The organism is Streptomyces sp. NPDC002144 (assembly GCF_053593695.1).
Window position 1 is genome coordinate 1 of record NZ_JBSFDB010000027.1, and the last position, 26,077, is coordinate 26,077.

Sequence of the window (26,077 nt, forward strand, 5' to 3'; positions counted from 1 at the left end):
GTCGGGCAGCGCCGTGCCCGCGGTGAAGTCCAGCCGCTCACCGGCGGGGCGGCCGGCGCGCAACCAGTCGAGCAGCGGGGCCAGTTCGGCGGCCGCGTCCGGGGCCCCGAGCACAGGAGCCATGGCGTGAAGGCGCTGGTCAAGCAGAAGGCGGAGCCCGGTCTGTGGCTCGCGGACGTCCCGGAGCCCGCCGTCGGACCCGGTGACGTCCTCATCAAGGTGCTGCGCACCGGCATCTGCGGCACCGACCTGCACATCCGGTCCTGGGACGGCTGGGCGCGACAGGCGATCCGCACCCCCCTGATCGTCGGCCACGAGTTCGTCGGCGAGGTCATGGAGACCGGGCGCGACGTCGCGGACATCAAGCCCGGTGACCGGGTCAGCGGCGAGGGCCACCTGGTCTGCGGCAAGTGCCGCAACTGCCTCGCCGGGCGGCGCCATCTGTGCCGGGCCACGGTCGGGCTCGGCGTCGGCCGCGACGGGGCCTTCGCGGAGTACGTCGCCCTGCCGGCCGCCAATGTGTGGGTCCACCGGGTGCCCGTGGACCTCGATGTCGCGGCGATCTTCGACCCGTTCGGCAACGCCGTGCACACCGCGCTGTCCTTCCCGCTGGTCGGCGAGGACGTGCTGATCACCGGCGCCGGACCGATCGGCCTCATGGCCGCCGCCGTCGCCCGGCACGCGGGCGCCCGCAACGTCGTCGTCACCGACGTCAGCGAGGAGCGGCTGGAACTGGCCCGCAAGATCGGCGTGAGCCTGGCGCTGAACGTGTCGCGGGCCGCCATCGCCGACGGACAGCGGGAGCTCGGCCTGCGCGAGGGCTTCGACATCGGTCTGGAGATGTCCGGACGGCCCGAGGCGCTGCGGGACATGATCGCCAACATGACGCACGGCGGCCGTATCGCCATGCTCGGCCTGCCCGCCGAGGAGTTCCCCGTCGACTGGGCGCGGATCGTCACCTCGATGATCACCCTCAAGGGCATCTACGGCCGGGAGATGTTCGAGACCTGGTACGCGATGTCGGTGCTGTTGGAGGGCGGCCTCGACCTCGCTCCCGTGATCACGGGCCGGTACGGCCACCGCGACTTCGAGGCGGCCTTCGCCGACGCGGCGAGCGGCCGCGGCGGCAAGGTCATCCTGGACTGGACCCTCTGAGTTTCCTCCGACCGCCCCCCGACCGCCCCCGACCTCCTCAGGGACTGAACCTCTTTAGGGACTGATGATGTTCGACTCCGTGCGCGACGACCTGCGCGTCACCCTCGACGAGATCCGCGCCGCCGGTCTGCACAAGCCCGAGCGGGTGATCGGCACCCCGCAGTCCGCGACCGTGAACGTGACCGCGGGCGGCCGACCCGGCGAGGTCCTCAACTTCTGCGCCAACAACTACCTGGGCCTCGCCGACCACCCCGAGGTGATCGCCGCCGCCCACGAGGCCCTGGACCGCTGGGGCTACGGCATGGCCTCCGTCCGCTTCATCTGCGGCACGCAGGAGGTCCACAAGGAGCTGGAGGCGCGGCTGTCGGCGTTCCTCGGCCAGGAGGACACGATCCTGTACTCCTCCTGCTTCGACGCCAACGGCGGCGTCTTCGAAACCCTGCTGGACGCCGAGGACGCGGTGATCTCCGACGCCCTCAACCACGCCTCGATCATCGACGGCATCCGCCTGTCCAAGGCCCGCCGTTTCCGCTACGCCAACCGCGATCTGGCCGATCTGGAGCGCCAGTTGAAGGAGGCGGCCGGTGCGCGGCGCAAGCTGATCGTCACCGACGGCGTCTTCTCCATGGACGGCTATGTGGCACCCCTGCGGGAGATCTGCGACCTGGCCGACCGCTACGACGCCATGGTCATGGTCGACGACTCGCACGCCGTCGGCTTCGTCGGCCCCGGCGGCCGCGGCACCCCCGAACTGCACGGGGTCATGGACCGCGTCGACATCGTCACCGGCACCCTCGGCAAGGCCCTCGGCGGCGCCTCCGGCGGCTACGTGGCCGCCCGCGCCGAGATCGTCGCCCTGCTGCGCCAGCGCTCCCGGCCGTACCTCTTCTCCAACACGCTGGCCCCGGTGATCGCCGCCGCGTCCCTGAAGGTGCTCGACCTGCTGGAGGCGGCGGACGACCTGCGCGTCCACCTCACCGAGAACACCGCGCTCTTCCGCCGCCGTATGACCGAGGAGGGCTTCGAGATCCTCCCCGGCGACCACCCGATCGCGCCCGTGATGATCGGTGACGCGGCGAAGGCCGCCCGGCTGGCGGAGCTGCTGCTGGAGCGGGGCGTGTACGTGATCGGCTTCTCCTACCCGGTGGTGCCGCAGGGCAAGGCCCGCATCCGCGTCCAGCTGTCCGCCGCGCACTCGACGGACGACGTGAACCGCGCCGTGGACGCCTTCGTGGCGGCCCGGGCCGAGCTGGAGGGCTGACCCGGCCCGACCGTCCGGGACATATTGCGATAATCGATCCCATGATCGAAGCGCGGCGGCTCCACATCCTCCGTGCGGTGGCCGACCACCGCACGGTGACGGCGGCTGCCGCCGCGCTGTATCTGACCCCCTCCGCGGTCTCCCAGCAGCTCACCGCCCTGGAGCAGGAGACCGGCCACCGCCTGGTCGAGCGCGGCGCCAAGGGCGTGCGGCTCACCCCGGCCGGTGAGATCCTGCTCAGCCACACCAACGCCGTGCTCGCCCAGCTGGAGCGCGCGGAGGCCGAGCTCGCCGCGTACGGCTCGGGCGCCGCCGGCACGGTCACCGTCGCCTCCTTCGCGACCGGCATCGCCCAGGTCGTGGCCCCGGCGGTGGCCCGCCTCGCCGTCACGGCGCCCGGCATCCGCCTGCGCGTCCAGGACGCCGAGGGGGACGCCAGCCTCCCGATGGTCCTGGACCGCCAGGTGGACGTCGCCGTCGCCGTCGAGTACCGCGGGGCCCCGCCGGCCGACGACCCGCGCCTCGCGCACGTCCCGCTGTACGCGGAGCCCTTCGACGCGGTGGTGCCGGTCGGTCACCGTCTGGCCGAGGCCGCCGAGATCCCGCTGGCCGACCTGGCCAAGGACCCCTGGATCGGCCCCTACCCCGGCAACCCCTGCCATGACGTGGTGGTCCTCGCCTGCGAGACGGCCGGCTTCCAGCCCCGCCTGGAGCACTCCTCGGACGACTTCCGCGCCGTTGTCGCCCTCGCCGCGGCCGACGCCGGAGTGGCGCTCGTACCTAGGTCGGCGCTGCAGGGCATGGACCTGGCCGGAGTGGTCGTCCGTCCCGTCGACGGGGTCGCGCCGACCCGGCGGGTCTTCGCGGCGGTGCGCCGGGGCGCCGAGGAGCATCCGCTGATCCGACCGGTGCTGGACGCGCTGGGGGAGGCGGCAGAGCCGGACGCCCCGCGAGTGACGGCGAAGCGGTGAGGCTTCCGTAACCCGCGTGTCTCATATCCGGGATAGCGTCCCGGATATGAGAGGCATCGAAGAGGTCGCCCCGGACCCGGTGGACACCCGGCTCGCCACGCGGCTCGCCGAGCTGCGGGCGGAACGGGGCTGGTCGCTGGGGGAGTTGGCGGAGCGGAGCGGGATCAGCAGGTCGACGCTGTCGCGGGCCGAACGGGCGGAGATCAGCCCGACCGCCGCGCTCCTGAACCGCCTGTGTCATGTCTACGGCCGGACCATGTCCCGGCTGCTCAGTGAGGTCGAGGCGGAGCCCGCGCTGCTGGTGCCGGCCGCCGAGCAGCCGGTGTGGGAGGACCGCGCCTCCGGTTTCGTACGGCGCTCGGTGTCACCGCCGCACGCCGGGCTGCGCGGCGAGCTCGTCGAGGGGCGGCTCGCGGCGGGCGCCGACATCGCCTACGACCGGCCGCCGGTGGCCGGTCTCGAACAGCACATCTGGGTCCTTGAGGGGGCGCTGGAGGTGACGGCACAGGACGTGGAACACCGGCTCGGCACCGGGGACTGTCTGCGGCTGCGGGTGTGGGGTCCGACGCGGTTCAGGTGCGCCGGTTCCGAGGAGGTCCGGTACGTGCTGGCGGTGGTGCTGCCGTGAGGGTGGAGCGACTGGACGTGACCGAACTGCACGCGCGCGTGGAGGAGTTGGCCGACCTGCTGGTCGACACCGTCGACGGCGGAGCGTCGATCGGCTTCCTCGCGCCGCTGGACCGCGCGCAGGCCCTCGCCTGGTGGAAGGAGCGGGTGGCCGGCGTGGCGGCCGGGCGGCTCGCGGTGTGGGCGGCGCGGGACGGCGGGCGCACGCTCGGCACCGTCAGCCTGGCCTTCCCGGACAAGCCCAACAGCCGGCACCGCGCCGAACTGGTCAAGCTGATGGTGCACCGGGACGCCCGCGGACGAGGCCTCGGCCGCACGCTTCTGACCACCGCCGAGTCCGCGGCGGCCGCGGAGGGCGTCACCATGCTGCACCTCGACACCGAGACCGACAGCCTCGCCGAGCGGCTCTACGACACGGCCGGGTGGACCCGCGTCGGCGCGATACCGGACTACGCGGCCACCCCTGACGGCGTCCTGCGGCCGACGTCGATCTACTACAAGCGGCTCGCGGGTCCCGGAGAAGCCGACGATTGACGTCCTCACCAGGTGGTTGTCAGTGGCAGCCGCTACCGTGCGGGGCATGCAGGATGCCGAAGACGTACGCCGTATCGCCCTTGCCCTGCCGGACACGGCGGAGAAGGTCGCCTGGAGCATGCCCACGTTCCGGGTCGCGGGGAAGATGTTCGCCACGCTGCCCGAGGACGAGACGTCCATCGCCGTGCGCTGCCCCAAGGAGGAGCGCGACGAGCTGGTGCTGGCGGAGCCGGAGAAGTTCTGGATCGCCGATCACGAGGCGCAGTTCGCCTGGGTGCGGGTCCGCCTCGCCGCGCTGGAGGACGAGGGGGAGCTGCGGGACATCCTCGCCGACTCCTGGCGCCAGGCGGCCCCGACCCGGCTGCTGGAGGCCTACCCCGAGCTGGGGCTGCCGGCCGGCGACTGAGACAAAAGCCGTGCGCGATCAGCGGCCCGAGTGCGGTATGGTTTCCTAACGCGTCCGGCCAGGGGAAACCCCAGGTCAGACAGACACCGGGACGTGGCGCAGCTTGGTAGCGCACTTGACTGGGGGTCAAGGGGTCGCAGGTTCAAATCCTGTCGTCCCGACGGTGTTCACCAGCGGGTTTGCCGACTATGGCAGACCCGCTGGTTGCGTTTTCCCTAAAAGACTCCTCGGACCGGCTCACCCGCCCCCCTATCCGCTAACATAGAATAATTAGATAGATAAATGAGCGACTGGGTGGCGAGGAGTGGCCGTGGACTTCGGGCTGACCGACGAGCAGGACCTGTTGCGCGCGACGGCACGGCAGTTCGTCGCCGACGTGTGCCCGGCCGAACGGGCCAAGCGGTGGGACGAGGAGGGGGCCGTACCGCCCGAGCTGTTCCGCGGGATGGCCGAGATGGGGTGGTTCGCCCTCCCGTTCAGCGAGGAGGAGGGCGGCGACGGCGGCGGGCCGCTGGAGCTCGTGCTGATCGCCGAGGAACTGGGACGGGCCAGCTTCGACGTGGCCATGTGCTACATCGGCGTGCTCATCCCCGGGATCACGGTCTTCCGGTGGGGCAGCGAGGCGCAGCGCGAGTTCATCCGCGAGCAGGTCATGACCGGCCGCCACCGGCTCGCTGTCGGCCTCAGCGAGCCCGACAGCGGCTCCGACGCGGCCGCGCTGCGCACCACCGCCGAGGACCGGGGTGAGCACTTCCTGGTGCGCGGGCAGAAGGCGTGGTGCACGGGCGCCGGACTGCCGGACACCACCATCGCCACCTACGTGCGCACCGGTCCCCGCGAGCCGAAGCACGGCGGCATCAGCCTGCTGCTCGTCGACCCGGCGACGCAGGGCGTCGAGGTCCGCCGCACCCCCACGCTCGCCCGGCACATCCTCGGCACCAACGAGGTCTTCTTCAACGACGTCCGCGTCCCGAAGGAGAACCTCGTCGGCCCGCGCGACGACGGCTGGAAGGTGATGCTCTCCAACATCGAACTGGAGAAGGTGATCATCACCGGCGGCTATCTGGGGGCCGCCCAGTCCACCCTGGACGAGATGCTCGACTACGCCCGCACCCGCCACGCCTTCGGCCGCCCCATCGGCACCTTCCAGTCCCTCGCCCACGCCATGGCCGACCTGCAGACCGAGATCGACTCGGCCCGGCTGCTCGCCTACCGGGCCGCCTGGCTGCTCGCCCAGGGCAAGCCGTGCACCCGCGAGGGCTCGATGGCGAAGCTGAAGGGTTCGGAGACCTATGTGGCGGCCGCCCGCCTCGGCATGCAGGTCTGCGCGGGGCACGGCTTCTCCACCGAGAGCGTGATGAGCTTCCGCTATCGCGAGTCGATCGTCGCCACGATCTCCGGGGGGACCAGCCAGATCCAGCGCAACGGGATCGCCCGCAGCATGGGGCTGCGGTCCTACTGACCGCCCCCGGCCGCGTCCTGCCCGGCCAGCCACTCCTCGTGCCGGGCGAAATGGCCCCGGTCCCGGGTCACCCAGATCCCGGAGGCCCGGGCCAGCACGGCCCGGGCCGGCAGCAGGACCATCTCGCCTTTGATGTACCAGCGTGAGCCCTCGCGCCGGTCCACCCAGGCCCTGACCTCCAGCGGCCGCTGCACCGGCACGGGCTTGACGAAGCTCACCGTCAGTTCCGCCGTCACGCTCAACACCCGGTGCAGCAACGGGAGATGCCCGAGGCAGTCGTCCAGCACGGCCGCCGTCCAGCCGCCGTGCGCCACATCGGGGCCGCCCTCCTGGTCGCGCGGACAGGCCAGTTCGAACCACGCCACACCGTGGTCGTCGAGACGCTCCCGCCGCACGCCGAGCCGGCAGGAACCGGAACTCCGGCAGGCTCCGCACAGCGCCACTCCGCCGGGGCTGCGGGGCGGCTCCTGGAAGTCCGCGCCCGCCCAGCTCCCCGTCGTGTTCGCCATCCGTTCCTCCTGTCACACATCCGCGAGCAGCGGACGCAGCTTCCCGGCGATGAGCTGGACCTGGCGGGCCACCATCTCCTCGGGCATCCCGGCCAGCGAGGCCCACAGGAACACCCCTTCCACCGGCAACCCTGCCACGTACGCCGTGACCGCCTCGGCGGTCTCCTGCGGGGTGCCGTACAGGAACTGTCCGACGCCGCTCGCACTCAGCCCGCTCTCCCGCCACTTCTCCGGGTCGATGGGGCGCGGCACGGGCCGGTCCGTCCCCTCCACCATGTACCGGCGGTAGCTGTCCCACTGGTATGACAGGTGTCTGCGCACCACCGGCCAGTCCCCCTCGGGGTCCTCGGTGACGAACGTGGTGAACGAACCCTGCATCCGGGCCGCCGAGGCGTCGTACCCGCTCTCGGCGAGGCCCTCCCGGTACGGCGCCAGCAGGGCGGGGTTCAGGGACAGCAGCCCCGTGCCGAGCCGGCCGGCCCGCCGGGCGCCCTGGGGGCCCTGGTAGCCGAGCCAGATCGGCAGCGGGTCCTGGACGGGACCCGGGGTGACCAGGGACTCGGCCCACAGGCCGCGGATCTCCCGCACCCGCTGGTCGGTCGTGGTGTAGCGCCTGGCGAGGTCGGCGCCGAACAGCCGGTACTCGGGCACCCGGTAGCCGGTGCCCAGGCCGAGGTCCAGGCGGCCGTCGCTGATGATGTCCACGACCGCCGCCTGCTCGGCGAGCTCGGGGGCCGCGTGCAGGGGCGCCGGGACGACCGCGGTGCCCAGCCGCACGCGGCGGGTACGGGCCGCGGCCGCCGCCGCCATGGTGAGCGGCTGGGGGAGATACCCGTCCTCGAAGCCGTGGTGCTCGGAGAACCACACCGAGTCCAGGCCCAGCCGGTCCGCCTCCTCGCACATCTCCAGGGCGAACCCGTAGACCCGGGACCAGCTCTGCCGCCAGGGCGGCGGGTTGCGCAGGTCGAAGTAGATGCCCACCTTCACGCCGGACCGCCTCCTGGGGTGTCGTCCGCGAGTCGGATCGCCGCGTGCGTGACGGCGACCCCGTGCCCGGGCGGCAGCAGCCGTACCGGACGCAGTTCCAGGGCCTCGATGCGGGGGAGGTCGTCGACCATCGCCGAGACCCGCAGGACGGTCTCCTCCAGTGCCGCGAGGTCCACCCCGGGCCCGCCCGCCCGGCCGTCCAGCAGCGGGGCCGCGCGCAGCGAGCGGACCATCTCCCGGGCGTCGCGGTCGCTGAGCGGGGTGACGCGGTGCGCCACGTCCGCCATGAGGTCGGCGTAGTCCCCGGTGAGACCGAAGGAGACCACCGGCCCGAAGACCGGGTCCGCGCCGACGGAGAGGAACGCGTCCGGCCCCGGGCCCGGTGGTACGTCCCGTACGGCGATCCCGTAAGCGGCCAGCAACTCCACGGCGACCGCGTCCGCGACCGGGCCGGGGGCGCAGGGGGCGACGAGTGACCGGGCGCGCTCGGCGTCGACTCCCGCGAGGTCCGGGACGACGCCCGCGGGGGTGCTGCGCCAGGCCTGGTAGGCCGCCGCGTGCCCGAGCGAGGCGGCCGCCGCCTCGGGGAAGGTGTAGGTGGGCACGACGAGTTCGTCCCGGTGGAGCAGGTCGGCGACCCCCGCGCCGCCCAGGAAGCTCGTCACCACCGGCTTGTCCGGGGCGGTCGCGGCCGCGTCGAGGATGGCGGCCGCCACCTCGTCGGGTTTGTCCGCGAGCGGCGGCATGAACAGGACGACCGCCGCGTCGACGCCGTCGTCCGCCAGGGCCGCCTCCAGCGCCCGCCGGTAGTGCGCGGCGGTGGCCATGGGGGTCAGGTCGATCGGGTTGGCTACCTCGGCGTGGGGCGCGAGGGAGGCGCGGAGCGTGTGCCGGGTGCGCTCACCGAGCGCGGGCACGCGCAGACCGTTCGCCGTGCACGCCCCGACCGTCAGGGCCGCGGGGCCGCCCGCGTTGGTGATCACCGCGACCCGGTCGCCGGGCGGCGGAGGCTGGTGGGCGAGCAGCAGGGCGACGTCGAACAGCTCCTGCAGACTGCTGGTGCGGATCACCCCGGACTGGGCGAACAGCGAACTCGCCACCGAGTCGGCGGGGCCCGGGTGGACGGCGACGATCGGCTTGCGCGGGGCGACCCGGCGGGCGACGCGGGCGAACCGGCGCGGATCGCCGAACGTCTCCACGTGCAGCAGGATCACCGAGGTCGCCGGGTCCTCCTCCCACCACTGGAGCAGTTCGTCGGTGGAGACGTCCACGGCGTGGCCCACCGACACGAAGCCGGAGAAGCCGAGCCGTAGCCGCCGGGCGTGGTCGAGGACCGCGAGTCCCAGCGGCCCGGACTGGCTGGACATCGCCACCCGGCCGGGCGCAGGCAGGGCGGGCGAGAAGGTCGCGGCCAGCCGCGCTGCGGGCGTCGTGTTGAGCACGCCCATGCAGTTGGGGCCCACCAGGCGCATCCCGGACGCGCGGGCGAAGCGGGCCAGTTCCAGCTCGGCGGAGCGTCCCTCGGTCCCGGTCTCCCCGAAGCCGGTCGAGACGACGACCACCGCCCTGACCCCGGCCGCGGCACATTCCCGTACGGCCTCGGGCACGGCCTCGGCGCGTACGGCCACCAGCGCCAGGTCCGGCGGCTCGGGAAGGTCCCGCACGCCGGGGTAGGCGCGCACCCCGGCGATCCGCTCCGCCCGCGGGTTGACGGGGAAGACGCCGCCGTCGAAGCCGCCCCGCAGCAGGTTGGCCACGATCTCGTGGCCGATCGTCAGGGGGCGGCGGTTGGCGCCGATCACGGCGACCGAGCGTGGTTCGAGCAGGGGCCGCAGGGAGCGTCGTACGGCTGTGTGTTCGCGGCGTTCGGCGCGTGCGAGGGCCTGGGCCTGCGGGTCGACGGCGATCTCGAAGTGGATGATCTGGCCGGGCGGTCCGGCCTCCACCCGGTAGCCGGAGCCGAGGAAGACGTTGATCATCCGGGTGTTGTCGGCGAGGACGTCGGCCTCCAGCACCCGGATGCCGCGGGCGCGCGCGGCGGCCGCGATGTGCTCCAGGAGCAGCCGGCCGAACCCCTCGCTCTGGTGGTCGTCCCGGATGGTGAACGTGACCTCGGCGTGCTCCGGTTCGGCCGGGTCGCGGACATAGCGGACCAGGCCGGCGATCTCGTCGCCGGCCAGGGCGACGAGCGCCAGTTCGTTGAGGTAGTCCACCTGGGCGCCGCGCCGGATGACGTCGTCGCGGGCGCGGACCACCGGGCCCAGGGAGCGGTAGGCCAGGGTCGCCCGGGAGAGGCCGCCCACGAAGGCGACCAGACGGTCGGAGTCCTCGGGCCGGATGGGCCTCACGAAGGTCGACCGCCCGGTCCTGACCAGCCCGGGCCGCTCCAGGTCGTCCGGGTACGAGGGGTACGGGGGAGTGCTCACCGGTGTCCCGTCGCCGGCGCCGCTCAGACGGCCGCCTCCTGGGGGGTCGGGTCCGGCAGGCCGAAGAGCTCGTTGAAGGTGCCGCGGGTGACACGGTCGCGGACGTCGTCCGGCACGCCGTCGAACAGGTCGTGCAGCGTGGACTGGGTGTGGCCGTAGGTGCCCTCCAGGTGGGGGTAGTCGTCGCCCCACATCACGTTGCGGTAGCCGGTCGACTCGACGATCTCCACCGAGCTCTTGTCGTGCTGGAAGGACGCGTACACCTGCTGCCGGATGATCTCGCTGGGCAGTCGGCTCAGCTTCGGCCGGACGAACATGCCGTGCTGGCGGTAGGCCTCGTCCATGCGGTCGCCGATGGCCGGCACCCAGCCCGCGCCGCCCTCCGCGATGAGGATCTTCAGGTCCGGGTGCCGGTCGAGGGCGCCGCCCGCGACCAGGTGGGAGACCACCCGCATGCCCGGGTAGGTCGTCTCCATGTAGTTGACGACCGCGCCGCCGGGCCCGCGGAAGACGACGTTCTGGCCGCCGGTGCCGATGTGGAAGCCGAGCACCATGCCCGCCCGCTCGGCCGCGGTCCACAGCGGTTCCCAGCGGTCGAGGGCGTACTCCTCGCCCTCCCGGGTCGAGCAGGGCAGGAAGACGGCCTTGAAGCCCATCTCGGCCGCCCGCTCCAGCTCGGTGACCGCGTCGCCGATGTCCGCCGTCGAGACACAGGCGGTGGTGATCACGCGCTTGTTCTTGCTGAGGATCTCGTCGTACGCCCAGTCGTTCCAGGCGCGCACGGTCTCCCGGGCCAGCTCCCGGTCGGTGATCGACACGAGCCAGAAGCCCATGGAGGGGAAGGCCAGTTGGGACCAGACGCCCTCCTGGTCGAGGTCCTTCAGCCGGACCTTCAGGTCCCAGGCGCCCGGCGGGCGCATGGCGTCCATGAAGTCGCCGAGCTGGCGGTCGATGCGCTCGCCGTCGATGTAGAGCATCTCGTACTTCTCCCCGCGCTCGCTGCGCGGGGCCCGGGCGCCGAGTCGCGCGGGCAGCCGCTCGGTCCACACGTCGGCGGGTTCCATCACATGGGAGTCCCCGGAGTTGACCCAGATCTTCGTCATGACACTCCTCGGCACAATGGATGTAATCAGTTAGCGATTTTAGGTGTATGGGGCGCCGAAGGGAAGGCGGCGCAGACGTTCGGGTTGAATCCGTCGAAATAGTTGACTGATTACGCTAATAGCTGCAAGATCTGGGCACTGAGCCGCGAGGAGGCGCCATGGCCGGTGACAGGGACACCCCTGACAGGTACTTCGAGCCCCAGGTGGAGACCATGCCCCGCGAGGAACTGCGGGCACGGCAGGAGGAACGCGTCCTGGAGCTCGTCGAGTACGCCTACGCGGGCTCGGCCTTCTACCGCGAGCTGTGGGACGAGCACGGGGTCCACCCGCGGGACGTCACGTCCCTCGAGGACTTCCGGGCACGCGTCCCGTTCATCACCAAGGACATGGTGCGCGCCTACCGGGCCCGCACCGGCGACCCCTTCGGCGGCCTGCTGTGCGTGCCGCCCGAGGAGCTGACCTCGGTCTCCTCCAGCTCGGGCACCACCGGCGACCCGGAGTTCTTCGCCGAGATCTGGCAGGACGCCCCGCCGCTGGTCACCGCCCAGGTGCGGGACCTGTGGGAACTCGGCCTCCGCCCCGGCGACCGGGTGCTGAGTCCGCCCGGCACCTTCCGCAACCTCATGGACCCCGGCTACCAGGCGCTCGGCGCCGTGGTGATCGAGGTGGACACCTGGATGGGGAAGATGCACGAGGTCGTCGAGGCGCTGCGCACCTACCGGCCGGCCTATCTGCAGATGATGTATCCGCAGATGGTGGAGCTGGAGCACCTGGCGGAGAAGACGGACCTGAAGGAGGCCTTCTCCTCCCTCAAGGGCGCCTCCTGCGCCGGACAGCCGCTGAGCCGGAGGATGCGCGAGCGCATCCGCAACGACTGGGGCATCGACGTCTACGAGTACACCAGCGCCGCCGACACCGGCACCGCCTGGGAGTGCCGAGAGCACGACGGTTTCCACCTCTGGGAGGACACCGTCTTCGCGGAGTGCGTCGAGGTGACCGAGGACGGCTGGCGTGACGTCCCCGAGGGCGAGCTCGGCGAACTGGTCGCCACCGACCTCGACAACCGGGCCGCCCCGCTGATCCGTTACCGCAGCGAGGACCTGGTCCGGCTGTCCGGCGACACCTGCGGCTGCGGCCGTACCCACGCCCGGATGTGGGTGGCCGGACGACGCGGGGACGAGACGCTGGTGCGGGGACGGTCCGTGGTGCTGCGGGACATCTGGCAGGCGGTCGAGGACCAGCCGGAGACCGTCGCCGGGGTCTTCCAGATCGTCCGCGAGAGACGCGAGGTCGACGAACTGCGGCTGCGCGTCGGCTACGACCCCTCGCTCACCGGCGACGTCGACGCACTGTCCGGCCGGCTGACCGAGGCCGTGCGCGAACGCACCGGGGTCAAGCCGGTGCTCGACCTGCGCCCCGAGGAGGACCTGTTGAAGACCATGACCAGCGTCGCCAAGTTCCCCCGGGTGGTGAAGAGCTGATGGCCCGCGCCGACACCCTGGCCCGGGCGAGGGAGCTCGACCGGCCCGAACTCGCCTACGTGGTGCGCTTCTTCGCCGCCGGGGGCACCCGGGAGACCGAGCTGACCCGGGCCGAACTCGCCCGGGACACCGACTGGGCCACCGCCCGCCTGCGCGAGCACGGCCTCGCCCCCGGACAGCGGGCCCTGCTGACCGCGTCCGGCTTCGAGGGCTTCTGGGGCCACGCCGTGATCGGCGCCCTGCGCGCGCTGAAGGTGACGTACGGCATCGCCGAGGCGATGGGCTGGGACCACCGCCGTGCCTCCGTCTTCCACCGCGAGCTGCGCCCGCACGCCGTGATCGGACTGTCCGCCGAGACCCTGGAGGGCCTCGCCGGGGGCGCCGACATCGGGGAGATGTTCCGGGCGACACCGGTCGTGCTGGCCCGGCCGGCCGCCGTGCCGGTGCTGCGGGGGGTGGGCGTGTCCGCCTGTCTGCTCTCGCCCGTCGGACCGGCCCTCGCCCTGGAGTGCCCCGAGCGCGGCGGCGCGCATGTCAACGGCGCCGAATGGCGGGTGGGCGACCGCGACGGGGAACTGTTCGTGGCCGCGGGGGAGCAGCGCACATCGCCCCTGCCCGAGACCCCGCTCGGCATCGCGGGCAGGGTCGTCTCCGGCCGGTGCGGCTGCGGCAGCGAGGACCCGCGCGTGCTGCTCGCCGAGACCGACCGGCCTTCCTGATCGAGGAGTTGAGGATGTCCGAAGAAGTGGTCGACGGCCGGGTCGTGGTCGTCACCGGAGCCGGCAACGGCATCGGCCGGGCCCATGCCCTGGCCTTCGCCGCGCACGGGGCCAGGGTCGTGGTCAACGACCTCGGCGGCGGGCGCGACGGCGCCGGAGCCTCGGCCGGCCCCGCGCAGGCCGTCGTGGACGAGATCGTCGCGGCGGGCGGCGAGGCCGTCGCCAACACCGACGACATCTCCACCTGGGACGGCGCCGGCCACCTGGTCCGGCACGCCGTGGACACCTACGGCGGTCTGGACGTGCTGGTCAACAACGCCGGCATCCTGCGCGACCGGATGATCGTGTCGATGACCGAGCAGGACTGGGACAGCGTGCTCGCCGTCCATCTCAAGGGCAGCTTCGCCACCCTGCACTACGCGGCCGCGTACTGGCGCGAGCGTGCCAAGGCCGGTCACGCCAACGACGCCCGGGTGATCAACACGACCTCCCCGTCCGGCATCTTCGGCAACCCCGGACAGTCCAACTACGGCTCGGCCAAGGCCGGCATCGCGAGCCTCACGATCATCGCCGCCGCCGAACTCGCCCGTTACGGCGTCACGGTGAACGCCATCGCGCCGACCGCGCTCACCCGGCTGACCGAGGACATCGAGATGATGCGGCAGGCCGCCGAGAGCCAGGACCTCACCCCGGAGGCCATCTCGCCGCTCGTGGTGTGGCTGGGCTCGGCGGCCTCGCGCGAGGTCACCGGCCGGGTCTTCGGCGTCGTCGGCAACCGCATCACCGTGCTGGAGGGCTGGGTCAACGGCCCCGGCGTGAGCGCCGAGACCCGCTGGACACCGGGGGAGCTGTCCTCGGTCGTCCCGAACCTGGTCGCCAAGGCCGCGCCCAACGCCGACGCGCTCGGCAACCGGAACGGGGCGTGAGATGACGACGACGCAGACCCCGGTCGCCGAGGACCTGTTCACCTGGCCGGCCGGCCCCGACGACCCGCCCCGGCTCATCGGCTCCGAGTGCGCGGACTGCGGCCTGGTGAGCTTCCCGGCCGCCCCGGACTGTGTGCGGTGCGCGAGCACGGAGTCGAAGCGCCGGCTGCTCGCCGACCGCGGCACGCTGTGGACGTACACCACCCAGAACTTCCGGCCGCCTACCCCGCCGTACGACGGCCCCGAGAGCTTCGAGCCCTACGCGGTCGGGTACGTCGAACTCCCCGGCGAGCTGCTGGTGGAGGCACGCCTGACCGAACCCGACCCCGGCAAGCTGCGCATCGGGCAGCCCATGCGGCTCACGCTCGTGCCCTACACCACCCAGGACGACGGCACCGAGGTCGTCACGTTCGCGTTCGCCCCGGCCGAGGAGGAGACACCGTGACCGAGGCCGTCATCATCGGAGTCGGGCTCCACCCCTTCGGCCGCTTCCCCGGCAAGCCGGCACTCGACATGGGGGCGGACGCGGTACGGCTCGCGCTCGCCGACGCCGGCGTGGACTGGCCGCAGATCCAGGGCGGTTACATCGGCAGCTACGAGGTCGCCAACCCGGACGCCATCGTGGGCCGCCTCGGCCTGACCGGCGTCCCGCTGCGCGGGGTGTTCAACGGGTGCGCCACGGCCGGCACGGCCCTCGCGCTGGCCGCCCGGGCCATCGAGACCGGCGAGCACGACCTGACCGTCGCGATCGGCCTGGACAAGCACCCGCGCGGCGCCTTCGCGGCCGATCCCTCCGTGGCGGGCATCCCCTCCTGGTACGGGCAGACCGGGCTCTTCCTCACCACGCACTTCTTCGGCATGAAGATCAACCGCTATATGCACGAGCACGGCATCTCCCACGAGACGCTGGCCCGCGTGGCCTCGAAGAACTTCCGCAACGCGGCCGCGAACGAGAAGGCCTGGCGCCGCACTCCCCTCACCCCGGAGGAGGTTCTCGCCTCACCGGTCCTCAACTACCCCCTGCGCCAGTTCATGTACTGCGGTCCCAACGAGGGTGCCGCGGCCCTCGTGCTGTGCCGCGCCGACCAGGCCCACCAGTACACCGGTAAGCCGGTACGGGTCCGTTCCACCGCCCTGCGCAGCCGCCGGCTCGGCGCCTTCGAGGTGCAGAGCCCGTCGTTCCCGGTCGGTGAGCCGGTCGACAGCCCGACCGTGGACGCCTCCCGGGCGGCCTACGAGCTGGCGGGCATCGGCCCGGAGGACGTCGACGTCGCTCAACTGCAGGACACCGACGCCGGGTCGGAGATCATCCACATGGCCGAGAACGGTCTGTGCAAGGACGGCGAACAGGAACGTCTCGTCGCCGAGGGCGCGACCGAGATCGGCGGCCGGATCCCGGTCAACACCGACGGCGGACTGCTCGGCAACGGGGAACCGATCGGCGCCTCCGGACTGCGCCAGATCCACGAGATCGTCCTCCAACTGCGCGGCACCGCCGGGACCCGGCAGATCCCCGGCACCCCCCGCGTCGGCTACACCCACCTGTACGGCGCGCCGGGCGCGTCGGCGGTGACGATCCTGTCGACCTGACAGCGGAGCGAACGCGATGACATCCGACGACCCGCAGGACTTCGCCGCAGAGGCGCGCCGCTTCCTCGACGCGCACGCGGCGAAGGCCCCCGACCGGGCCACCGTCGCCTGGGGCGAGGGCGACGACTCGATGGCCTACTTCAGCAGCCTCCCGCCCGAGGAGGAGGCGGAACAGGTGCGGCGGGCCCGCGCCTGGCAGCGCGTCCGCCACGAGAACGGCTTCGGCTGGATCACCGGCCCGCCCGAGTACGGCGGCCGGGGCCTGACCCCCGTCCACGAACTGCTCTACGCGTCCGTCGAGTCCGAGTACGACGTCCCGGACACCGGTGTGCTCGGCGTGGTCGGACTCGGCATGATCGGGCCGACGATCCTCGCCCATGCCCAACCGCACATCAAGGAACGCTGGTTGCCCGCGATGTACCGCGGGGACGCCATCGCCTGCCAGCTGTTCAGCGAGCCCGGCGCCGGATCCGACCTGGCGAGCGTGGCGACCCGGGCCGTCCGCGAGGGCGAGGAGTGGGTGCTGAACGGGCAGAAGGTGTGGACCTCGGTCGCCCACCACAGCCAGATCGGCCTCGCGCTGACCCGGACCAACCCCGGCGCTCCCAAGCACCGCGGCATCACCGCCTTCCTCGTCCCCATGGACGCCCCGGGCGTCGAGGTGCGGCCCCTGCGGCAGATGACCGGCGGCGCCGACTTCAACGAGGTCTTCCTCACCGACGTCCGCATCCCCGACGACCACCGTCTCGGCGAGGTCGACGGCGGCTGGACGGTCGCCCTGACCACCCTGATGAACGAGCGTGACACCGTCGGCAGCGAGGGCGCGGGCCCGGTGGCCGCCGCCCTGTCCCCGGACCACCTCTCGGCGCTCATGCGCGCGACCTGGACCTGGGACGACCGCGCCCTGCGCGCACGCCTCGCCGAACTGCTCGTCGACGCCATGGCCACCCGCTACCTCAACACCCGCGCCCAGCGCACCCTGCGAGCGGGTACCGCACCCGGCCCCGAGAGGTCCGTCGCCAAGCTGATGTACGGTCAGAACCTCACCCGCGCCGCCCACTTCGTGTCCGAGTGCCTCGGCCCGCGCATCATCGCCGACACCGGCCGCTGGGGGACGTACTCCTGGGCCGAACTCCTGCTGGCCACCCCGGCCTTGCGCATCCTCGGCGGCACCGAGGAGATCATGAAGAACATCCTCGCGGAACGTGTCCTCGGCCTGCCGAAGGAGGCACGCGCATGATCGCCGACGACAGCGAGCTGAAGGAACTCCGGTCCTCCGTCAGGGAGTTCATGGAGGCCAAGTCAGCGGAGGAGGCCGTGCGCAAGCTCATGGACAGCGAGCCGCGCTTCGACCCCGAGGTGTGGGCGCAGGCGTCCGACCAGCTACGGCTGCCGGGGCTGGCCATCCCCGAGGAGTACGGCGGCGACGGCTTCGGCCTCGTCGAACTCGGCGTGGTCCTCGAGGAGATGGGCCGCGCCCTGTTCTGCGCGCCCTTCTTCTCCACCGTCCTGCTGGCCGCCCAGGCGCTGGTGGCCTCCGGCGACCGGGACGCCTGCGCACGCCATCTGCCGGGCATCGCCGCGGGCCGCACCACGGCCACCCTCGCCGTCGCCGAGGACGACGGCTCCTGGGACCCCGCCCTGATCACCGTGCGCGCCCGGCCCGACGAGGACGGCGGATGGCGGCTGACCGGCCGCAAGTGCTTCGTGATCGACGGCACCACGGCGGACCTGGTCCTGGTCGTCGCCCGCACGGTCGCCGGTCCGTCCCTGTTCGCGGTCGACCGGTCGGCGACGGGTCTGTCCGCGGAGCCGCTCACCACCCTGGACGCCACCAGGGCCATGGCCCGGCTGACGTTCGACGCCGTGCCCGCGGTGCTCGTGGGCACGGACGGGGCGGGCGGGCGTGTCATGGCCCGGGTCCTGGACGTGGCGTCGGTGGGGCTGGCCGCCGAGCAGGCGGGCGGGGCGCGGCGGTGCCTGGAGATGAGCGCGGAGTACGCCCGCACCCGGCACCAGTTCGGCCGGCCGATCGGCTCCTTCCAGGCGGTCAAGCACAAGTGCGCGGACATGCTCGTCCAGGTCGAACTGGCCGAGGCCGCGTCGCGGGAGGCCGCGCTGCTGGCCGCCGAGGGCTCCGCCGACTTCCCCGTGGCCTCGGCGGTCGCCCACGCGAGCTGCTCGAAGGCCTACATGGTCGCCGCCATGGAGAACATCCAGGTCCACGGCGGCATCGGCTTCACCTGGGAACACCCGGCGCATCTGTACTTCCGCCGGGCGAAGTCCTCCCAACTGCTCTTCGGCGGGCCGGCGATCTACCACGAACGCCTCCTGGACCGGCTCGGCATCTGACGACCGAGCCGCCGAGAGGGCTCCGGGGCATCGGACGTCCCCGGGGCCTTCTCGACGCCCCGTCGCATAGCCTTCGTTCCCATGACGCGCGTCTGGCTCCCGCCGGTCCTGTTCCTGTTCTGCGGCACAGGCCTCGCGGCCGGGCTGCTCCTCGACCAGGACCCCGGCACCGCCGTGGTCCTCTTCCTGATGTTCGTCCTGCTCGCAGGACTCAACTCGCCCCTCGTCTTCCCCAGGTCGATCGACGCCGCGGAGGCGCTGCGCCGCAGCGCGGCCGACGGCCGCCCGGTCGTCTACTGGCGGCCGGGCTGTGCGTACTGCCTCCGGCTGCGCATGCGGCTCGGCCGCGTGGCCCGCCGGGCGCACTGGGTCGACATCTGGCGCGACCCCGAGGGCGCGGCGGCGGTGCGGGCGGCCAACGACGGCAACGAGACCGTGCCAACCGTCGTCGTGGCCGGCCGCCCCCACACCAACCCCGACCCCACGTGGGTACGCGACCAACTCGCCCGCTCCGCGTGACGGGGAGGCCGGCTGCCCGCGTGCCCGCACGTCCAGTTCAGCCGGGTGGCCGGGGGACCGCGTGGCTGGCCGCCCGCGTGCCCGCGTGCCCGCGAGGCCGCAGGGCCAGTTCTGCCGTGTGTCGGGTGACCGCAATGCCGCGTTCCGCGTGCCCGGTGCCCGAGTGGCCGCCTGTCCGGTTCAGCCGCGTGTCGGGTGACTGCGATGCCGGGTGCCCGGTGCCCGCGTGATCGCAGGTCCGGTTCGGCCGCGTGGCTGGGCGGCCGCGTGCCCGCGAGGCCGCAGGGCCGGTGCAAGCCTCGCGTCCGGGTGGCCGCCAGGCCGCAGGTCCGGGCAGCCGCGTGTCGAGTGACCGCCGGCCCGGGACCGCGCGGCCGCCGGCGCCGACTCAGCCGCGTGCCGCCTCGCCCAGCAGGGCCTTCGCGATGATGACCTGCTGGATCTGGCTGGTGCCCTCGTAGATGCGGAACAGGCGGGCGTCGCGGTAGAAGCGCTCGACGGCGACGCCGCGCATGTAGCCCGCGCCGCCGTGGATCTGCACCGCGCGGTCGGCGACCCGCCAGACCATCTCGCTGGCGAAGTACTTCGCGCAGGACGGGCCGATCTTGGTGTCGGTCCCCGCGTCGAAGGCGGTGGCCGCCTCCAGGACCGTGGCCCGGCCGGCGTAGTAGTCGGTCTGCGAGTCGGCGATGAGGCCCTGGACCAGTTGGAAGGAGCCGATGAGCTGTCCGGACTGCCTGCGGGTGCTCGCGTACGCGACCGACTCGTCGACCAGCCGCTCCGCCATGCCGACCATCAGCGCCGAGATGTGGACGCGGCCGTGCGCGATGCAGCCCATGGCCGTGGAGAAGCCCCGGTTGAGCCCCGCCTCACCGCCGACCAGCGCGGAGTCCGGGACACGTACGTCGTCGAAGTACACGTCCGCCGTCCAGGCCCCGAACTGGCCCATCTTGTGGTCCCGGGCGGCCACCGTCAGACCCGGCGTGCCGGCGGGGACGAGGAACGTGGAGATGCCCCGGGTGCGCGGTGCGTCGGGGTCGGTGCGGGCGAAGACCATGAAGACGTCGGCGAGCGGGGCGTTGGTGATGTACCGCTTGGCGCCGTTGATCACCCAGGTGTCTCCGTCGAGATGCGCGCGGGTGGTCAGCGTCGACGGGTCCGACCCGGCCTCGGGTTCGGTGAGCGCGAAGGACGCCAGGACGTCGCCGGAGGCGATCCGCGGCAGCCACTCGGCCTTCTGTTCCTCCGTGCCGCCGACCATCAGGACGTGCCCGGCGATACCGTTGTTCGTCCCGAACATGGAGCGCAACGACGGTGTGGTGTAGCCCAGTTCGAACATCAGCCGGGCCTCTTCGTGCATCGACAGACCCAGCCCGCCGTACTCCTCGGGCAGCGCGAAGCCGAACAGCCCCATCTTCTTCGCCGCCTCGCGGATGTCCGCGGGCATCTCGTCCTTCTCGTCGATCTCCGCCTCGAGCGGCACGACGCGTTCCCGGACGAAACGCCGGACCTCGGACAGCACCGCGCTGAAGTCAGCCGCGTCCATGTCGACTCCCTTGTCTAGTGATCCGTTGGTGTCTCGTCCGCTACCGGCTTCGGCCGGTAGCAGGCGGCGAGCAGGGCCGCCGCGCTCGCCGTGCCGAGTCCGGCGGCGAGCAACGCCGCTCCAGCGCCCGCCCGTTCGCGGCGCAGCAGCCCGTCGAGGGAGTACCGGCCGTGGCCGAGTGCCGCCAGGGCGACGGCCGCGCCGCCCACCACGCCGACGTACTCCCAGCCGCCCTTGAAGACGAAGAAGCCCTTGCCGCGGTGGTCGGTCCGGGCCGCCACGGTCATCAGTCCGACGGCCGCCGCCGCGGGCAGGGGACCCGCCGCGCCGAGGGCGATGCCCACGCCCGCCGCCATCTCGGTCCCGGCCGCCATCCGGGCGTGCACGGCGGCCGGCCGGAGACCGAGCGCCTCGAACCAGCCCGTCGTGCCCTCCAGCCCGCCCGGCCCCGCGACCTTGTTCCAGCCGTGGGCGAAGAGCATGGGGCCGAGGGTGGCCCGGAGTACGAGCGCGGCAGCGTCGTGGCCTGTCACTGGCCCGCCCCGGTGGCCCGGCCCGCGGGTGCGACACCGTACAACTGCGGTACGGCGTCCACGAGTTCGTCGTACGTGAGGGCCTGTCCCGACCGGCTGGGGTGGACCGCGGCGACGGTCCAGCCCGTCAGCCGGTTCAGCCGGTTGCCCTCGATGCGCAGGACCTGGCCGGTCAGCCAGGCCGCGCTGTCGGAGGCGAGGTAGACGACGACCCCGGAGGCGTTGGCGGGATCGCGCGGGTCGAAGCCGTCGGTGGCCGCGAGGGAGGCGCCGACCTCGAGCCCGTCCGTCATGCGGGTGGCCGCGATGGGTGAGATGGCGTTCGCGGTGACGCCGTACTTGCGCATCTCCAGGGCCGTGAGGACGGTCAGCCCGGCTATCCCGGCCTTCGCGGCACCGTAGTTGGACTGCCCCTGGTTGCCGAACAGTCCTGTCCCGGACGTGGTGTTGATGACCCGGCCGGTGACGTGCTCACCCCGCTTGGACGCCTCGCGCCAGTACGCGCACGCGTGCCGGGTGAGGGCGAAGGTGCCCTTCAGATGCACCGCGATCACCGAGTCGAACTCGGCCTCGGTCATCGAGAACAGCATCCGGTCGCGCACGATGCCCGCGTTGTTGACGACGACGTCCAGCCGGCCGAACTCCGCGACCGTGTCCGCCACCATCGCCTCGGTGGCCGCCCAGTCGGTGACCGAGGCGTGGTTGGCGACCGCCCGGCCGCCCAGCTTGGTGATCTCCGCGACCACGTCGTCGGCGGGGGAGTCCCCGGTCCGCTCGCCGTGCACGCCCGAGCCGAGGTCGTTGACCACCACGGTCGCACCGGCCTCGGCGAGCGCCAGGCAGTGCGCCCGGCCCAGCCCCCGGCCACCGCCGGTCACGATGGCGACCTTGTCGTCGAGGATGCCCACGCCGTACCTCCAGAAGAAGAGCTGATGTGTCGGGTCAGTCGAGTTCGCGCAGTACGTCGTCGGTGTGCTCGCCGAGCGTCGGCGCGCCGGTGCGCGGCTTCTCGTCCACGCCCCAGAAGCGCACCGGGGTCGCCACCGTGCGCAGGGGCGGCGCGTCGCCCATGCCGGGCTGCTCGACGAACGCCCCCACGGCCTCCGCCTGCGGATCGGCGGACACCTCGGCGAGGGTCTGCACGGGCGCCCACCACACGCCCTCGGCGTCGAACCGCTCCGCCCACTCCTTGAGCGGCCGCCTGGCGAACTCCTCGTCGAACACGGCGATCAGCTCCCGTACGTGGCCCCGCCGGGCCTTGCCGGTGGCGAACCGTTCGTCGTCCGACAGGTCCTCCCGGCCGAGCGCCTTGACCACACCGGGCCAGTGCCGGCCGCCCTCCAGACCGACCAGCCAGAACCAGCGGTCGTCGGCGGCCCGGTAGCAGTTGTAGAGCGGCGACTCGTGCTCGGTGCGGGGGTGGGTGCGTCCGCGCCTGCCGAAGAAGTTCTGCAGGGCGAGGTCGTTGCCGTTCGCGTACGTCCCGGACCGCAGCAGCGACACGTCCACCACGCCGCCCTCGCCGGTGCGTTCGCGGCGCAGCAGCGCGGCCAGCACCCCGGCGACCAGGTTGGCGGCGGCCGTACGGTCGCCGAGGCCGGGGCGGATGCCGGGCGGCGGCTCGCCGGCCGGGTTGAGCATGGCGGCGATGCCCGGCCGGGCCCAGAAGGCGGAGACGTCGTAACCGGCCCGGTCGCGCTCGGCGCCCGCCCAGCCGTAGCCCGTCAGCGTGCCGACGACCAGGCGGGGATGGCGCTCCCGCAACTCCTCCGGGTCCAGCCCCAGCCGCTCCAGGGCACCGGGCCGGAGGTTGGTGACGAAGACGTCGGCGCGTTCCAGCAACCGCTCCAGGACCTCTTTGCCGTCCTCGGAGCGCAGGTCGAGAACGATGCCGCGCTTGCCGCGGTTGTCGGTCTCGAACGGAGGCGCGCTGTCGATGTCCTGGCCGACGTGGCGCAGCGTGTAGCGGTTGGGGTCGCCGGTGGGTGCCTCCACCTTGATCACGTCGGCGCCCCAGTCGGCCAGCATGGTGGCGGCGGCCGGTGCGGCCACCCACATGCCGAGCTCGACGACGGAAATGCCTTCCAGTGGCCGCACGGCCCACCTCCAGGTGTGTCGGTAGGCCTACACGCCGCGGAACGCGCCGGGCCGGCGCTCGCGGAAGGCCTTGAGTCCCTCGATGCGGTCCTCGGTGCAGAACAGCACCGAGACGGTCTCCCGCTCGTAGGCGATCGCCGTCTCGAGGCTCATGGCGAGCCCCTGGTCGATCAGCCGCTTGCCCGCGGCGAGCGCGAGCGGTGCCCCGGCCGTCAGACCACCGGCCAGCTTCTCGGCGGCGGCGAGCGCCCCGCCGGGTTCGGCCAGCTCGTTGACCAGGCCCAGCTGCCAGGCGCGCTCCGCGTCGATCGGTTCCCCGGTGAGGATCATCTGCTTGGCGACCGCCGCCGGCAGCAGACGCGGGAGCCGCTGGGTGCCGCCCGCGCCCGGCAGCACGCCCAGCTTCATCTCGGGCAGCCCCAGACGCGTCCCGCGCTCGGCCACCCGCAGGTCGCAGGCGAGCGCCAGCTCCAGACCGCCGCCGAACGCGAACCCGTGAACGGCCGCGACCGACGGCTTGGGGAAGTCCTCCAGAAGCGCGAACGCCTCCGTCAACCGCCCCACGAAGGCCCGGAACTGCCCGGGGGAGGTGAAGGACTCGATCTCGCCGAGGTCGGCACCGGCCGAGAAGGCGCGGCCCGCCCCGGTCACGACGAGGGCGCGCACGTCGTCGTTGCCGCGTATCCCCTCGAGTGCGCGGGTGAGCCGGTCCGCCGTCTCGGAGCCGACGGCGTTGAGCCGCTTGGGCCGGTCCAGCGTCAACACGGCGATGTGGTCGCGTAGTTCGACACGCAGCACGGCGATCACCTCAGACCATCGTCAGGCCGCCGCTGACCGAGAGCGTCTGCCCGGTCATGTAGGCGGCGTCGTCGGACGCGAGGAAGGCCACCACGCCGGCGATCTCGGCGGGCTGGGCGACGCGGCGCAGCGGGATGGCCCGCACGGTCGCGTCGTACATCTTCCGGCTGTACTCGGCGACCTGCCCGAGCAGCGCGGTGTCGGTCGGCCCGGGGCAGACGCTGTTGACGGTGATGCCGTGCCGGGCCACCTCGCGGGCCAGGGCCTTGCCGAAGGCGATGACACCGCCCTTGGTCGCGGAGTACACGACCTCCCCGGAGGAACCGACCCGGCCGGCGTCCGAGGCGATGTGCACGATCCGGCCGCCGCCGCGCTCGATCATCGAATCGAGCACCGCCCGGGTCACGGTGATCGTCCCGCGCAGGTTGACCGCGATGATCCGGTCCCAGGTCTCCTCGTCGCTGTCCACGAACCGCCCGATGACGTCCACGGCCGCGTTGTTCACCAGCACGTCCACCGGGCCGAGTTCGGCCGCCACCCGCTCCACGGCCGCGTGCACGGCCGAGCGGTCGGAGATGTCCGCGCCCACGCCGGCCGCGCGCACCCCGTACCGCTCCGCGAGCCGCGCCGCCACCTTGCCCGCGGCCTCGGGGTCCAGGTCGCAGACGGCGACCGCGGCTCCCCGGTCGGCGAGCCGGTCGGCGATCGCCTCGCCGATGCCGCGTCCCGCTCCGGTGACGAGCGCCACCTTGTCCCGTACGCTCACGCGCCCTCCCTGTCCCGGCTCCTAAAACAGCGCTATCGTATAACTACTTCAGCTAAATAAGCGAGATGCAGAGCATGTGGGACGCAGGAGTGGAGTCGAGATGCGCCGTACGATCTTCGCCGAGGAGCACGACCTGTTCCGCGAGACCGCCCGCTCGTACTACCTGCGGGAATGCGTCCCGTACAGCGCGGAGTGGGAGCGCGAGGGACAGGTGGGCCGGGCCGCGTGGGAGGCGGCGGGCAAGGCCGGACTGATCGGCTGGGAGTTCCCGGAGGAGTACGGCGGGCAGGGCGTCCGCGACTTCCGCTACAACGCCATCATGGCGGAGGAGATGGCCGCCACCGGCGCCGTCGGCATCGGGCTCGGCCTGCAGAACGACGTCGTCCCGCCCTACCTCATGAACCTCACCACCCCGGAGCAGAAGGCCCGCTGGCTGCCCGGGGTGATCGCCGGCGAGACCATCTGCGCGCTCGCCCTGTCCGAGCCCGCCGCCGGATCCGACCTGAAGGGCATCCGCACCACCGCCCGCCGGGAGGGCGACGCGTGGGTGATCGACGGCTCCAAGACCTTCATCACCAACGGCATCCTCGCCGATCTCGTCATCGTCGCCTGCAAGACCGACCCGGCGGCCGGGCACAAGGGCATCAGCCTGATCGTCGTCGAGCGCGGCGCCGAGGGCTTCGAGCGCGGCCGCAAGCTCGACAAGGTCGGGATGAAGGCCCAGGACACCGCCGAACTCTTCTTCCGCGAGGTGCGCGTCCCCGCCGAGAACCTGATCGGCCAGGAGGGGCGCGGTTTCTACCACATGATGGGCAACCTCCCCACCGAGCGGCTCGCCATCGCCGTCGCCGCGCTCGCCTCCGCGCAGCGGGCCTTCGACGTGACCCTGGAGTACGCCAGGACGCGCACCGCCTTCGGCCGGCCGATCGGCGAGTTCCAGGCCAACCGGTTCGCCCTCGCGGACATCAAGGCGAAGCTCGCCGCCGCCCGGGTCTATGTCGACGGCTGCATCATGGCCCTGGTCCAGGGCGAGTTGACGGCCGAGGAGGCCGCCGCGGCCAAGTACTGGACCACGGAGACCGGCTGGGCGGTCATCGACCGCTGCATGCAGCTCTTCGGCGGCTACGGCTACGTCAACGAGTACGAGATCGCCCGCATCTGGCGTGACAGCCGGGTGCAGCGGGTGTTCGGCGGCACCTCGGAGATCATGCAGGAGATCGTCGGCCGCTCGCTGGGTCTGTGACACCGGCACTGTCATTGACTGACACCGATAAATAGGTTAGCTATTTAAGCGAAGTGTATGGACAGG

Annotated in this window: 26 protein-coding genes and 1 tRNA gene; 17 read left to right on the forward strand and 10 right to left on the reverse strand. The window is 72.5% G+C overall.

The genetic code is table 11. The features are described from left to right. The first annotated feature begins 126 nt into the window (after positions 1–126). The 8 genes from tdh to ACWCQ1_RS33370 all read left to right on the forward strand — a co-directional run bounded on the left by tdh (position 127) and on the right by ACWCQ1_RS33370 (position 6,416). Entirely contained in the window at positions 127–1,155 is a 1,029-nt protein-coding gene (gene tdh, locus ACWCQ1_RS33335) for an L-threonine 3-dehydrogenase (protein WP_358597051.1), read from the forward strand. Positions 1,156–1,222: 67 nt separating this feature from the next. After that, positions 1,223–2,416: a glycine C-acetyltransferase gene (locus ACWCQ1_RS33340; protein ID WP_133048149.1), complete on the forward strand. Its 1,194-nt coding sequence runs from the start codon at positions 1,223–1,225 to the stop codon at positions 2,414–2,416. Positions 2,417–2,457: 41 nt separating this feature from the next. Next, on the forward strand, positions 2,458–3,387 hold the full coding sequence (locus ACWCQ1_RS33345) for a LysR family transcriptional regulator (RefSeq protein WP_358597054.1): 930 nt from the start codon (positions 2,458–2,460) through the stop codon (positions 3,385–3,387). A gap of 46 nt (positions 3,388–3,433) precedes the next feature. Beyond that, positions 3,434–4,015, forward strand: coding sequence for a helix-turn-helix domain-containing protein (locus ACWCQ1_RS33350; RefSeq protein WP_358597057.1), 582 nt, complete (start codon positions 3,434–3,436; stop codon positions 4,013–4,015). After that, complete coding sequence (locus ACWCQ1_RS33355) at positions 4,012–4,548, forward strand: N-acetyltransferase family protein (protein ID WP_451028065.1); 537 nt, start codon at positions 4,012–4,014, stop codon at positions 4,546–4,548. The genes ACWCQ1_RS33350 and ACWCQ1_RS33355 overlap by 4 nt, the downstream gene beginning before the upstream one ends. Before the next feature lie 46 nt (positions 4,549–4,594). Continuing rightward, on the forward strand, positions 4,595–4,954 hold the full coding sequence (locus ACWCQ1_RS33360; RefSeq protein WP_358597063.1) for an MmcQ/YjbR family DNA-binding protein: 360 nt from the start codon (positions 4,595–4,597) through the stop codon (positions 4,952–4,954). Positions 4,955–5,041: 87 nt separating this feature from the next. After that, positions 5,042–5,115, forward strand: a tRNA-Pro gene (locus tag ACWCQ1_RS33365). Between the two features lie 149 nt (positions 5,116–5,264). Then, positions 5,265–6,416: an acyl-CoA dehydrogenase family protein gene (locus ACWCQ1_RS33370; RefSeq protein ID WP_358597066.1), complete on the forward strand. Its 1,152-nt coding sequence runs from the start codon at positions 5,265–5,267 to the stop codon at positions 6,414–6,416. Here the strand turns inward: ACWCQ1_RS33370 and ACWCQ1_RS33375 are convergent. The 4 genes from ACWCQ1_RS33375 to ACWCQ1_RS33390 are packed head-to-tail and all read right to left on the reverse strand — an operon-like array spanning position 6,410 to position 11,441. Next, on the reverse strand, positions 6,410–6,925 hold the full coding sequence (locus ACWCQ1_RS33375) for a PaaI family thioesterase (protein ID WP_358597069.1): 516 nt from the start codon (positions 6,923–6,925) through the stop codon (positions 6,410–6,412). The genes ACWCQ1_RS33370 and ACWCQ1_RS33375 overlap by 7 nt on opposite strands. A gap of 12 nt (positions 6,926–6,937) precedes the next feature. Beyond that, positions 6,938–7,912, reverse strand: coding sequence for an LLM class flavin-dependent oxidoreductase (locus ACWCQ1_RS33380; protein ID WP_358597072.1), 975 nt, complete (start codon positions 7,910–7,912; stop codon positions 6,938–6,940). Continuing rightward, positions 7,909–10,338: a bifunctional acetate--CoA ligase family protein/GNAT family N-acetyltransferase gene (locus ACWCQ1_RS33385; RefSeq protein ID WP_451028066.1), complete on the reverse strand. Its 2,430-nt coding sequence runs from the start codon at positions 10,336–10,338 to the stop codon at positions 7,909–7,911. Before ACWCQ1_RS33385 ends, ACWCQ1_RS33380 begins: the two co-directional genes overlap by 4 nt. 23 nt (positions 10,339–10,361) lie before the next feature. After that, positions 10,362–11,441 (reverse strand): amidohydrolase family protein, encoded by a 1,080-nt coding sequence (locus ACWCQ1_RS33390; RefSeq protein WP_358597078.1) that lies wholly within the window; start codon positions 11,439–11,441, stop codon positions 10,362–10,364. A gap of 158 nt (positions 11,442–11,599) precedes the next feature. Between ACWCQ1_RS33390 and ACWCQ1_RS33395 the strand changes: the two genes are divergently transcribed. The 8 genes from ACWCQ1_RS33395 to ACWCQ1_RS33430 all read left to right on the forward strand — a co-directional run bounded on the left by ACWCQ1_RS33395 (position 11,600) and on the right by ACWCQ1_RS33430 (position 19,028). After that, positions 11,600–12,922, forward strand: a complete 1,323-nt coding sequence (locus tag ACWCQ1_RS33395) for a phenylacetate--CoA ligase family protein (protein ID WP_451028067.1) — start codon at positions 11,600–11,602, stop codon at positions 12,920–12,922. Then, a complete protein-coding gene (locus ACWCQ1_RS33400; RefSeq protein WP_133048130.1) occupies positions 12,922–13,641 on the forward strand; it encodes a hypothetical protein in 720 nt (239 codons plus the stop codon). The genes ACWCQ1_RS33395 and ACWCQ1_RS33400 overlap by 1 nt, the downstream gene beginning before the upstream one ends. A 14-nt stretch (positions 13,642–13,655) precedes the next feature. Beyond that, the gene (locus tag ACWCQ1_RS33405) at positions 13,656–14,567 is read left to right on the forward strand and encodes an SDR family oxidoreductase (RefSeq protein WP_451028068.1); all 912 of its coding nucleotides are present in this window, start codon (positions 13,656–13,658) and stop codon (positions 14,565–14,567) included. A gap of 1 nt (position 14,568) precedes the next feature. Continuing rightward, positions 14,569–15,012 carry a Zn-ribbon domain-containing OB-fold protein gene (locus ACWCQ1_RS33410; RefSeq protein ID WP_358597086.1) on the forward strand — a complete coding sequence of 148 codons (444 nt, stop codon included), beginning with the start codon at positions 14,569–14,571 and terminating at the stop codon, positions 15,010–15,012. Further along, positions 15,009–16,157: a thiolase family protein gene (locus tag ACWCQ1_RS33415; RefSeq protein ID WP_451028069.1), complete on the forward strand. Its 1,149-nt coding sequence runs from the start codon at positions 15,009–15,011 to the stop codon at positions 16,155–16,157. Before ACWCQ1_RS33410 ends, ACWCQ1_RS33415 begins: the two co-directional genes overlap by 4 nt. A 16-nt stretch (positions 16,158–16,173) precedes the next feature. Beyond that, positions 16,174–17,397 (forward strand): acyl-CoA dehydrogenase family protein, encoded by a 1,224-nt coding sequence (locus ACWCQ1_RS33420; RefSeq protein WP_358597092.1) that lies wholly within the window; start codon positions 16,174–16,176, stop codon positions 17,395–17,397. Then, the gene (locus ACWCQ1_RS33425; protein ID WP_358597095.1) at positions 17,394–18,509 is read left to right on the forward strand and encodes an acyl-CoA dehydrogenase family protein; all 1,116 of its coding nucleotides are present in this window, start codon (positions 17,394–17,396) and stop codon (positions 18,507–18,509) included. Before ACWCQ1_RS33420 ends, ACWCQ1_RS33425 begins: the two co-directional genes overlap by 4 nt. An 81-nt stretch (positions 18,510–18,590) precedes the next feature. Then, positions 18,591–19,028, forward strand: a complete 438-nt coding sequence (locus ACWCQ1_RS33430; RefSeq protein WP_451028070.1) for a glutaredoxin domain-containing protein — start codon at positions 18,591–18,593, stop codon at positions 19,026–19,028. Positions 19,029–19,416: 388 nt separating this feature from the next. Here ACWCQ1_RS33430 and ACWCQ1_RS33435 read toward each other — a convergent pair whose 3' ends face one another. Genes ACWCQ1_RS33435 through ACWCQ1_RS33460 form a run of 6 tightly spaced genes read right to left on the reverse strand, consistent with a single transcriptional unit; the run spans position 19,417 to position 24,768 of the window. Then, the gene (locus tag ACWCQ1_RS33435) at positions 19,417–20,574 is read right to left on the reverse strand and encodes an acyl-CoA dehydrogenase family protein (protein ID WP_451028071.1); all 1,158 of its coding nucleotides are present in this window, start codon (positions 20,572–20,574) and stop codon (positions 19,417–19,419) included. A gap of 14 nt (positions 20,575–20,588) precedes the next feature. Then, the gene (locus ACWCQ1_RS33440) at positions 20,589–21,107 is read right to left on the reverse strand and encodes a DoxX family protein (protein WP_451028072.1); all 519 of its coding nucleotides are present in this window, start codon (positions 21,105–21,107) and stop codon (positions 20,589–20,591) included. Beyond that, positions 21,104–22,015, reverse strand: a complete 912-nt coding sequence (locus tag ACWCQ1_RS33445; protein ID WP_358597107.1) for an SDR family NAD(P)-dependent oxidoreductase — start codon at positions 22,013–22,015, stop codon at positions 21,104–21,106. The genes ACWCQ1_RS33440 and ACWCQ1_RS33445 overlap by 4 nt, the downstream gene beginning before the upstream one ends. A gap of 34 nt (positions 22,016–22,049) precedes the next feature. Further along, positions 22,050–23,204: a CaiB/BaiF CoA transferase family protein gene (locus ACWCQ1_RS33450; protein ID WP_358597110.1), complete on the reverse strand. Its 1,155-nt coding sequence runs from the start codon at positions 23,202–23,204 to the stop codon at positions 22,050–22,052. A gap of 27 nt (positions 23,205–23,231) precedes the next feature. Then, positions 23,232–24,002: an enoyl-CoA hydratase/isomerase family protein gene (locus tag ACWCQ1_RS33455; RefSeq protein WP_358597113.1), complete on the reverse strand. Its 771-nt coding sequence runs from the start codon at positions 24,000–24,002 to the stop codon at positions 23,232–23,234. A gap of 10 nt (positions 24,003–24,012) precedes the next feature. Continuing rightward, positions 24,013–24,768: an SDR family NAD(P)-dependent oxidoreductase gene (locus tag ACWCQ1_RS33460; RefSeq protein ID WP_133048118.1), complete on the reverse strand. Its 756-nt coding sequence runs from the start codon at positions 24,766–24,768 to the stop codon at positions 24,013–24,015. A gap of 100 nt (positions 24,769–24,868) precedes the next feature. Here ACWCQ1_RS33460 and ACWCQ1_RS33465 point away from each other — a divergent pair, with 100 nt between their 5' ends. Then, complete coding sequence (locus ACWCQ1_RS33465; RefSeq protein WP_451028073.1) at positions 24,869–26,011, forward strand: acyl-CoA dehydrogenase family protein; 1,143 nt, start codon at positions 24,869–24,871, stop codon at positions 26,009–26,011. Positions 26,012–26,077 lie beyond the last annotated feature (66 nt).